Annotated in this window: 10 protein-coding genes; 1 reads left to right on the top strand and 9 read right to left on the bottom strand. The window is 52.9% G+C overall.

Annotation, left to right across the window (positions count from 1 at the left end):
• Positions 1–125 (bottom strand): 2-C-methyl-D-erythritol 4-phosphate cytidylyltransferase (locus tag PAT3040_RS03790; RefSeq protein ID WP_181376425.1); only part of this gene is annotated, 125 nt, incomplete at its 3' end.
• Positions 126–477: 352 nt separating this feature from the next.
• Positions 478–1,575, bottom strand: coding sequence for a PIN/TRAM domain-containing protein (locus tag PAT3040_RS03785; RefSeq protein ID WP_108991595.1), 1,098 nt, complete (start codon positions 1,573–1,575; stop codon positions 478–480).
• Positions 1,576–1,784: 209 nt separating this feature from the next.
• On the opposite strand from PAT3040_RS03785, the gene PAT3040_RS03780 reads away from it, so the two are divergent.
• Complete coding sequence (locus tag PAT3040_RS03780) at positions 1,785–2,180, top strand: nucleoside triphosphate pyrophosphohydrolase family protein (RefSeq protein WP_087570283.1); 396 nt, start codon at positions 1,785–1,787, stop codon at positions 2,178–2,180.
• Between the two features lie 132 nt (positions 2,181–2,312).
• Here the strand turns inward: PAT3040_RS03780 and PAT3040_RS03775 are convergent, their stop codons facing one another.
• From PAT3040_RS03775 to PAT3040_RS38370, 7 genes are all read right to left on the bottom strand, one after another.
• Positions 2,313–3,911, bottom strand: coding sequence for a response regulator (locus tag PAT3040_RS03775; protein ID WP_108991594.1), 1,599 nt, complete (start codon positions 3,909–3,911; stop codon positions 2,313–2,315).
• Positions 3,904–5,688, bottom strand: coding sequence for a sensor histidine kinase (locus tag PAT3040_RS03770; RefSeq protein WP_108991593.1), 1,785 nt, complete (start codon positions 5,686–5,688; stop codon positions 3,904–3,906). Before PAT3040_RS03770 ends, PAT3040_RS03775 begins: the two co-directional genes overlap by 8 nt.
• A gap of 93 nt (positions 5,689–5,781) precedes the next feature.
• Positions 5,782–7,008 (bottom strand): trans-sulfuration enzyme family protein, encoded by a 1,227-nt coding sequence (locus PAT3040_RS03765; RefSeq protein ID WP_108991592.1) that lies wholly within the window; start codon positions 7,006–7,008, stop codon positions 5,782–5,784.
• On the bottom strand, positions 6,978–7,928 hold the full coding sequence (locus PAT3040_RS03760; RefSeq protein WP_087570279.1) for a uroporphyrinogen decarboxylase family protein: 951 nt from the start codon (positions 7,926–7,928) through the stop codon (positions 6,978–6,980). Before PAT3040_RS03760 ends, PAT3040_RS03765 begins: the two co-directional genes overlap by 31 nt.
• Before the next feature lie 23 nt (positions 7,929–7,951).
• Positions 7,952–8,950 (bottom strand): L-glyceraldehyde 3-phosphate reductase, encoded by a 999-nt coding sequence (gene mgrA, locus PAT3040_RS03755; protein ID WP_108991591.1) that lies wholly within the window; start codon positions 8,948–8,950, stop codon positions 7,952–7,954.
• 20 nt (positions 8,951–8,970) lie between these two features.
• The gene (locus PAT3040_RS03750; protein WP_108991590.1) at positions 8,971–9,825 is read right to left on the bottom strand and encodes a carbohydrate ABC transporter permease; all 855 of its coding nucleotides are present in this window, start codon (positions 9,823–9,825) and stop codon (positions 8,971–8,973) included.
• Between the two features lie 3 nt (positions 9,826–9,828).
• On the bottom strand, positions 9,829–10,358 hold a 530-nt coding region (locus PAT3040_RS38370), incomplete at its 5' end, for a carbohydrate ABC transporter permease (RefSeq protein ID WP_258234817.1).

Raw genomic sequence — 10,358 nt, 5'->3', positions numbered from 1 at the left:
AACAGCTCCAGCGTATGGACCAGAATCGGCTTGTCCGCAAGCCGCAAGTATTGCTTGCTTTCGCGCGTTCCCATGCGCGTGCCGCGACCGGCCGCCACAATGACAACGCCCCACTTCTCCGCCATGCCCTCTACCTGCCTTAGCCTTGTATATGAGGTTCAAAAAGCCCGCCAAAACCGAGCCTTTCGAACGCTTACCATATGTACGATTATATTCCATGTGCCTCTATGACACATTGAAGTCCGGTTCAAAAAGTTCGGTTTTCAGCACATGAGCGTATGCTTCCGAAGCTGCGTTTTTCAAAACGCTGTAGAAGATGGAATGAAAGTAGAAACTGAGGAGCGGAGCGTAGTGGAAGCTACGTGAGCACCGGAAGTTTCGCTTGCGTTCCATATTCGATGTCGAGTATGCTTCTTGGCATACTTCGTGATCAAAAGCGGACTTTTTGAACAACCTCTTGAATACTATCATACCTTTTTACAACGCTTTTTCCAACAGCTTCGGCTTGGCAAAAATCATTCTTCCCGCCGACGTCTGCAGCACGCTCGTTACAAGCACTTCCATCGTCGTGCCGATGTAGTCGCGTCCGCCCTCCACCACGATCATCGTGCCATCGTCCAGATAAGCGACGCCCTGGCCGTGCTCCTTGCCGTCCTTGATCACTTGAACGATAATTTCCTCACCCGGAAGAACGACCGGCTTGACGGCATTGGCAAGATCGTTAATGTTCAGAACCGACACGCCCTGCAGCTCGCACACCTTGTTCAGGTTAAAGTCGTTGGTGACGACCTTGCCGCGCAGAGCCTTGGCGAGCTTGACCAGTTTGCTGTCGACCTCGCCGATCTCCTCGAAGTCCCCTTCGTAGATCAGCACTTTGACGTCGAGCTCCTTCTGAATCTTATTCAGAATATCGAGACCTCTGCGCCCCCTGTTGCGTTTGAGCAGATCCGAGGAATCCGCGATATGCTGCAGCTCTTCAAGCACGAATTCAGGAATGACCAGCGTTCCCTCAATGAATCCCGTCTTGCAAATATCCGCGATCCGTCCGTCGATGATGACGCTCGTATCCAGAATTTTGTGCTCTTCGAAGCCCTTCGCTTCAGGCGAGGCAGACACTGGCTTGGGCTTCTCCAGCAGCGCCGCGAAGCCTGCCGCGATCTCCTCCTGCTTTAGCACACCGATCCGCAGGCCGACGAAGCCGAATGCCAGCGCCATGACCGCGGGCAGCAAATTGCCGATTCCGCTCAGATCGGCGACGACGGGATACAGCATCACCGCAAGCAGCAGGCCTGCCAGCAGGCCGCCTGTGCCGATGAGCAATTGCCTGATCGGCATGTCCGATATCGCGTCCACGCCTTTGTGTAAGGATCGAACGATCGGTCCCGCCAGCACCGAAGCCATAATAACGCCAAACACGGCTCCGAGCGCCACATTCATGTAATAAGTGCCGGATTGCAGCATGCCATAGGACGGAGTGGACCATGCGGCCGCGCCGCTCCCCCATCCGTATACTTCGCTGCCGGCCATCGCGCCAAACCATAATCCAATAAGTTGTATCATTCTTCTAATCACCATAATGGTTCACCTCCATTACAATTATGTTCCAATCTTTCGCCCTCTAATCGTCCCCCTGCCCTTTTTCGCCAAAAGTTTCCTGACCCGCGCCCCTTAAGGACTCGCCCCGGATTCAGTCTGCAACTTCTGGCATGTGGAAAACCGTGTGCGAGAGCATTATAATGGAAATAGTGACGACTACTATAAGGCGGTGATTTGAGGTGGAATCTATGAATGCCCCAACATTGGATCAATTCCAGCAGCAGGTATCTGAGCTGTTGCTGCGGCATCGCAGCTTGCTTGACGTGATGTCAAAGTTCGGTCAATCCGGCGCGTCGGTAAACCGTGCTGTCAGCAAGGCCGTAACAGACTGCGGCTGTATCGAATTGAATGCGAGGAAGCAGCAGTATTCCGACACACACGAGCTTGAGAATGCCAAGGAAACGTTGCAAAGCCATCTATCAGGAGCGTTGTGCGAACATTGCAACGAAGTGCTGAAGAGCGAGCTGGGTCGCAATTTGTTCTATATGACGGCGCTCTGCAACTTGCTTCAGATCCAGCTGGACGAAGTCGTCGCGGACGAATACGACAAATGCTCGACGCTCGGACTGTTCAACTTGACTTAGACGAGGTTGTTCAAAAAGTCCGCTTTTGATCACGATCGCCCAAATGGGCTCGCACAACGACAATAAGGGCTTGAGGCAACCGCCTCAGCCCTTTTTTCTCTTTCCGTTTCATTGACGCCCTGATTTCAGAATTTATCCCCCCTTCCGTTCCGCAGCGATGCGGGACTTATACTCCTGCGGCGTGCAGCCCGTCTGTTTTTTAAACAAATTGCTGAAATATTTGGGATCGCTCCCCATCCCCGACATCTCGGCCAGTTCATAAATTTTGTAGTCGCCGGAGCGCGCGATCGCTTCTTTTGCTTTTTCGATGCGCGCCTTGGCTACGTACTGCGGAAAGCTCATCTTCATTTCCTTGCGAAACAACTTGCCCAAATAATCGGGATTCATAAACAGCTTATGCTTGGCAAGCCATTGCAAGGACAGCTCCTCCCGCTCCAGATTATCATGAACATACCGGGCCATCCGATGGGCCGCCATTTTGCCCCTCGCCGCCGGCGTGCCGTAATACGTATCCAAAATGGAGTGGGCCTCCTCGGAAATATACCTCTCCACTTCCCCCAGCGTTTTCATCTGGAGAATCGGCACCGTATGATTCAAATATTCGTTGGTTGGATTGGGAACGCATTGTTTGTGCAAGATCGCAATCAAGTCGATGCTAATGCCGGTTGTCGTTCCGATGGACAGCCGCAGCTGTCTCAATTTGGAGAATAACGCCGCGAGTTCCTTGTTCAATCCCTCTCTGGACCCGATCCGAATGTGGCCCAATATGCCGGAATAATGATCCAGCTCGGCCGCAGCGAACACCGCGGGCGACTCGGCCTTGTCGACAGATCCCTCCGTCCGCAATGCCGTAATGGAGCGTTCGCCCAAATAATAAGCTTGCTCCATATGCCGCATGGCATCCTCGAAAGCGCGAGGCATGTCCGTCATGGCGCCCTCGTGTCCTATCGACCAAATGAACTTGCTTCCCGCTTCCGATTCGAGGCGTGTTGTCGTGTATTCCATCCGTTCAAGAAGATCCGTCCTGGAATAATTCGCTATGAGCAGTACCATGACCTGATGAATAACGGCGTAATGTTTTACATGGTTTTCGCCGAGATGTTCGACGATCAGCGGTATGAGCTTCTTCGCTTCCTCGTACCGCAATTCTGTCTCCGTCCTGCATGCCAGCAGGCGCAGCATGCCTTCTCCGTCATGAAGACGAACCTGTTCGAGATAGTCCGCCGTTTCGTCGTCCGTCATCCGGCCGAGCAAATAATCGGACAACAACTTCTCGCGGGCTCTCGGCACTACTTCGGAGAGGATCCTCTCCATTTGCCCTAATGCCGTGCGCTCGCGCGATTCCACATCCAGTTCATTGACAATGTCCGTCAATACCTTCTTAATATCATGCTCATCGCATGGCTTGAGAATATAATGTTTGACGCCGTGCTTCATGGCTTGGCTGGCGAACCGGAATTCCCCGAACCCCGACAATACCACGAACTTCATATCGGGAAACCGCTGCTTGGCTTGCTTGATCAGCTCCAGCCCATCCATGCGGGGCATCTTGATATCCGTAATGACGATATCGGGCCTCAGCTGCTCCATCTCTTCCAGCGCAGCCGCTCCATCCTTGAGGCAGCCCGCCAGCTCCAGCCCCATGCCCTGCCAATCTACTAGGGAAGCGATGCCTTCGCGTATAATCCTCTCGTCGTCGACCACCATTACTCGATATGACTCGTTAGTCATGTGCAATCACCTCGTAGCGATTAATCATCGAAGCAGACGAATCCGGTTCATGCGTGTACGGCACTGCGATTGTAATCGATGTTCCCTGGCCCGGCTCGCTTGCGATCGACAAGCCGAACCCGGAGCCGTACAACAGCCGCAGCCGGTCATGAATACTCTTAAGCCCAACTCCGGTACCTTCCGCCTTAATTTCTCCCCGCTCGAGCTTCTCCAAGTAACGAGGATCCATTCCGCCACCCGTATCGCGAACGACAATGTCCAGCCGATCCGGCCGCTCCTCTGCGAAGACAACGATCCGACAGGGCTCCGTAGAAGTCTCTACCGCATATTTGACGCTATTCTCCACGATCGGCTGAAGAATGCCGCATGGCATATAGAGCAGACGCAGACGCTCGTCGATCTCGATGCGGAAGTCGAGCCTCTCTTCGAACCTGAACCTCTGAATATAAATATACTGCTCGAGGTGGTCGGCTTCCTCGCCTATCGTAATATAAGGTTTTTCGGTTATGGAGTGTCTGAGGAGCTTGCCGAGCGCCTTTACCATGCCCGAAATTTGAAGCTGACCGTTCATTCGCGCCAGCCAGTTGATCGACTCCAGCGTATTGTACAGAAAATGCGGATTGATTTGCGATTTCAGCCTCTCATACTCCGCGTTGCGCAGCATAAGCTGCTTAATATAGTTTTCTTTGATCAGCTCATTCAACCGATCGACCATGCGGTCGAACGATAAGCTGAGCAATGTAATTTCATTGCGTTGGTTGGAAACCTCCAGCCGGTCGAGCTCCAGATTCCCTTTTTCGACGACGGCCATTTTATCAATGAGTTTCCCGATCGGCTTCGTAATATACCTCGATACCCGCAAACCTGCCGCAAGTATGGCAAGCAGCAGCAACGCATATAATCCAAGCAGCAACAGCTGCATTTTTTCGATCTCCATAAATAACGTTCCGTAGGGAACTAATTGGGTAAACGTCCATCCCGTGTAATCCAGCGTAAACTGCGCCTCCAAATATTTGCTGCCCTCGATCGTGATGACCTTATAGGAGCCGGTGTCGGTGTCGATTGCCGCGTCTTTGTCGCCCAGCCGATAAGCCAACTGCTCCGGTACTATGGCATGGGGACTGGCGAACAGCAATTGATTATCGGAGGAGATCATCAGCTTCGTATCGTAATAATTCGCCTCTTCCGGACTTGAATATACGATGTTATCCGCATGCGCCCGCAAGACGAGCGTGCCTAGCGGGTCCATGCTATAATCGCTAACCTCGCGGATCTCCCTCAGCGATTGGAAATACCCCTCCTTGCCGCCGACCCATACGCTCGCTCCCTTAAATTCGGCCGCCTTCCCGACCACTTGCGCTATCTCCTCCCCGTTCATCGGATTCGTATGCAGTCCAGAGGTATGATGCGTGCCATTGCTATCGATAATGACGATAGAAGCTACCGCATAATCGAATATTTGGTAAGAAAGCAGCCTGCGCTTGAGACTGTTCGAGGCGCTGTAAGCTTCATAGGTGCCCGGTTCGGTTTTGATCGTAAGCAGATAGGATTGAATATGGGGATCTGACATGATGGATAAGGACAGCCGATCGATATTTTCAAGCTTCTCCTCGATTCGTAGCGAAAAAAGATGGAATTTCTCCGAAGATTCGCGATAGATCAGATCATTGTACTGTGAGCGAGAGAACTGGACGAACAAATAACCAAGGACGCTTGTCGTCAATGCCGCCATCACGATAAATAGAACCAGCTTTCGCTCGAGCTTCATTTGTTTCATCCATACTCCCCCTCGCCACTTATTATATCAGCCGACTGCAACGACGATAAGATCGACGCTTCAAGCGCCGATCTTATCGTCCGTCCCGCCCTGTTATTGCGCCTGCTCCCGCAGGCAGCTGTTTTCATTCCCGTTCCCGTTCCCGCTCCCGCTCCCGTTCGTGAAAAACGTATGACAGCTGTCGAGATCCCGAATCAAATCCGCCGGATCCTCCAGCCCCACATTAAACCGAATGAGCGTAACCGGCTGTTCCTCCGTACTCTGCTCGGCCGCCCCGACTACAAGCACCAGGCTTTCATAACCGCCGAAGCTGAGACCGATCCGGAAATAAACGAGTTTATCAATCCATTGTTTCGCTTTCTCCAGCGGTTGCTCCAATTCGATCGACAGAAGGCTACCCCAGCCGGTCATCTGCCGCTTTGCCAATTCGTGCTGGGGATGCTCGGGCAGCCCGGGGAAATTGACTTTGCGTATGCAGGGTAGCGTGCCGAAATATTCGGCAATCTTCATCGCCGTATCGCCCAGCCGCGCCATCCTTAGCGGCAATGTCCGCAATCCTCTCATCATCAAGGAAGCCGTATGCGGAGTCATGATTCCCCCAAGAAGCTGATGGTCCACTTGAGAGAGCCGCTCAATCCACGAAGAGCTGCCGATTACCGCTCCACCCAGCACATCGCTGTGGCCGCTCACGTATTTGGTCAGCGAATGCACAACCAGATCGATGCCGATATCGAGAGGATGCTGATGACAAGGCGACGCCCATGTATTGTCGATAATGGTTTCCAGTCCGCATTCGCGAGCAAGCCCGACGCAAGCTTTCAAATCCTGCAATTGAAAGTAATAGCTGGTCGGACTTTCCAAATACAGAACCCTCGTATTGCTCTGCACCGCCTGCCGAATGGCTTCTATCGAGGCGCCGTCCACATAAGTCACTTCTACTTGATAGCGGGACAGAAAGCTGTCCATAAACTCCCGGGTGCCGAAATACACTTGACTGACGCAAATCACATGATCGCCTGCGCTTACGCGCGACAGAATCGCTGCCGAGATAGCCGCCATCCCCGAGGCGAAACATTGCGCGCGCTCCCCGTGCTCCAGCGCCGCAAGCCGCTTCTCCAGCTCCATAACGGTCGGATTGCCCATGCGGCTGTACTTGTAGCCATGCCCCGGATGATCGCTGCTCGCATAAGTGAACAGCGTATTCTGGTAGATCGGGTACACGACGGCTCCCTGATGCCGTTCATCATGCTCGTCATGCGCGACCAGCGTATAGGGCATCGGATCAGAATCTAGGCCGAACGGATGGTTTCGACTACCCATTTGATTCGCTCCCTGTCTATGTCATGCGATAACGAACAGTCCGCGCCGACAATAAGTCCTTGCGTTCCCGCCTCGGCCACTAATTGTTTGGCGAATTGCTCAACCTCCGAGCGAGTGCCGCTGTGCAGAACGCCTGACTTCGTATTGTCGAAGCCGCCTAAAACGGCATGATCGCCCAAGTACTCCCTTCCCTCGCGAATGCCGAGCCCTTCGACGTAGATCGCCCAGTTGACCGCTTTGGCAGGGTATTCCCTCCAATTATCCAATCTGTTGCGCACGCCCGCCCAGCCGCACATATGAAGGAGGTTGTTCGGACTGAAGCCGTTCGCGCGATCGAGCACGTATCTGTCGCTCGGCATAATCAGGTTGCGATACTCCCCTTCCGAGAACCGATCCATCTCGCCGCCTTGCAAGCAATAATAGATGCCTGTGCAGCCTGCCTCCGCAATGAGCCGTTCCGCCAGCGCCGCTTGATCCTCGGCTATTACGGTAAGCGCGTACAGGACGGCTTCCGGATCTTCCTTGAGATGTTTCATGACCAACTCGTCGGAAGTCGCGAACCGGATGCAGGAGAAGGGGGCGAACAGGCTGTAGAAGGTGCAGCATTCCCCGTTCACGCCTTCCGTAATAAGCCGCGCCCGCTCCACTTGCTCCGTGATATAAGGATGATCCGCGCTTAGCGGCTTTATCTTCCTCCAATCGGCCGCTTCCTTGATTTCGACGGCTAGCGGGAATTGGAAATATCCGTCGCACATGATTTTAATGAAATCGATGTCGGTCTCCCTGTAGTAGTTCAGATGGGCGTCGACACAAGCTTGCCCCATCCCTTCCTCTCCGTTGAAATGAAACCAGAAGCCTACCGGCGGATAATCAACCGCCTCCTGATTAAGCGTACGCAGCATTCTTGTTATTTTGTCCATTTCTTCTGCTCCTCTCCCTCTGCTCACTTCTGCAAGATTCGTTCGATTGCCGTCAACTCGTCAGCCTCAATGCTCAGTCGATCCAAAGCGCCTACATTGTCTTCGATTTGCTCTACTTTACTAGCTCCGATCAAAACGGAGGCTACCTGCTTCTGCCTGAGCACCCACGCCAGCGCAAGCTGAGCAAGCGATTGTCCGCGCTGCCTTGCGATCTCATTCAGCTCGCGAAGCTTCTCCAGCTTCTCTGCCGTAACGTCTCCCGACTTCAAGAATGGACTGTTCGCGCTCGCCGCGCGCGAATCGTCAGGGATGCCGCCCAGATAACGATTCGTCAATAAACCTTGCGCGAGCGGGCTAAACGCGATGCAACCCGCCCCTCCTTCGTCTAGCGCATCAAGCAGCTCGTTTTCGACCCAGCGGTTGAACATGGAGTATGTCGCTTGATGGATTAATAGGGGGATGCCCAGCCGTTTCAGAATGCCTATCGCTTCCCGCGTCTGTTCCGCGCTGTAATTGGAGATGCCCACGTACAACGCCTTGCCTTCCCGCACGATCTGCGCCAACGCGCCCATTGTCTCTTCCATCGGCGTATTGGGATCAGGGCGATGCGAGTAGAAAATATCGACATAATCCAGTTGCATTCGCTTCAGGCTTTGATCGAGACTGGCGATCAGGTTTTTGCGGGAGCCCCACTCTCCGTAAGGTCCGGGCCACATATAATAACCGGCTTTCGTCGAGACGATCATCTCATCCCGGTAAGGCTTCAGTTCCCTCGTAATTATCGTTCCGAACGTCTCTTCGGCAGAGCCGGGCGACGGCCCGTAATTATTGGCCAGATCAAAGTGGGTAATGCCGAGATCGAAGGCTCGAAGCATCATTGCCTTCGCGTTCGTATAGACGTCCACATCCCCGAAATTATGCCACATCCCGAGCGAGACAGCGGGGAGCTTCAAGCCCGAAACCCCGCATCGATTGTAGGTCATCTTTTCATAACGTTGCGCTTGCGCCTGATAATGGCTCATGGTCTGTCCCTCCATTCTTTTTACCCTTTGAGTCCCGTCGTGCTGATTCCGTCAACGATGTAGCGTTGGAAGAGAAAAAAGACGACGACGATCGGTATAATCGATAACACGGACATCGCAAACATCGCTCCCCAATCCGTCTTCATCGTCGGATCGGAAAAATTTTTGATCGCCAGCGATACGGTTGCCAGCTTAGGTGAATTCAAGTAGAGCAACGGACTAAAGAAATCGTCCCAGGTCCAATAAAACTTGAATATCGCGGTCGTAATAAGCGGCGGCGTCAGCAGCGGCAGGATGACCATGGCAAATGTACGATATTTGCCGCATCCGTCAATGACCGCCGCCTCGTCCAGCTCCCGCGGAATCCCTCTCATAAACTGAATAATCAGAAATATGAAGAAAGCTCCTCCGAAAAACGACGGCACGATTAGTGGAAGAAAGGTATTGATCCAGCCTATTTTGTGAAACAGAATATATTGGGGAATCATAAGCACTTCAGCCGGAAGCATCATCGTCAACATCATGCACGCGAACCAAAACGGCGCGAACTTGAAGCGGATTCTGGCAAAACCGTAGGCCACCAGCGCGGAGGATATCACCGTCCCCAGAACCGATAAAATCGTTATGATAAACGAGTTTTTGAAAAATACAGAAAACGAAATGCCGGCAAACCCTTTAAACCCCGTCACATAGTTATCGAAGCTCCACTCGCTTGGAATTAACTGATGCGATTTGACGAAAATCTCGGTCGTATCCTTGAGCGAACTCGACAGCATCCATAACATGGGATACAGCATGACGAGCGCAAAGGCCGTAACCGCCAGATGAAAAATCCCTCTTCGGAACAGGCGTATTGTCCTCACAGACGTTCCCATGTGTTAGTCCCCCTTCGACTCGTAATGCACCCAATGCCTGGACGTCGTAAACACGATCGCCGTAAAAGCCGCGATAACCATCAGCAAAATCCAGGCCATCGCCGAGCCATAACCCATCTCGTAATACCGGAACGACTTTTCGTACAAATACAGCACGTAGAACAACGTTTTGTCGAAAGGTCCCCCTCCGGTTACGATCATTCCTTCGGTAAACACTTTAAATCCGTTGATGATGCCCATGATCAAGTTGAACAGAAGTACAGGCGTCAGCAGCGGTAACGTTATCGACTTAAAACGTTGGAAGGAACCGGCCCCGTCTACTTCGGAAGCCTCGTAGAGCTCCTTGGGCACTTGCTTCAATCCCGCGAGGAAGATCAGCATGGCGGATCCGAATTGCCATACCGACAACAGGATCAACGAAGGCAGCGCCGTGGACGGATGAGTGATCCACGATATTTTGTCAGTGATGCCGAAGGCGCTCTCGAGAAATGAGTTCAGCGCTCCGTTAAGTCCGAACAGATGGCGCCACATCA

Origin of the sequence: Paenibacillus agaridevorans (assembly GCF_003112455.1) — a bacterium.
In the GTDB taxonomy this organism is placed as follows: Bacteria; Bacillota; Bacilli; order Paenibacillales; family Paenibacillaceae; genus Pristimantibacillus; species Pristimantibacillus agaridevorans.
This window is presented reverse-complemented; position numbering and strand designations above follow the sequence as displayed.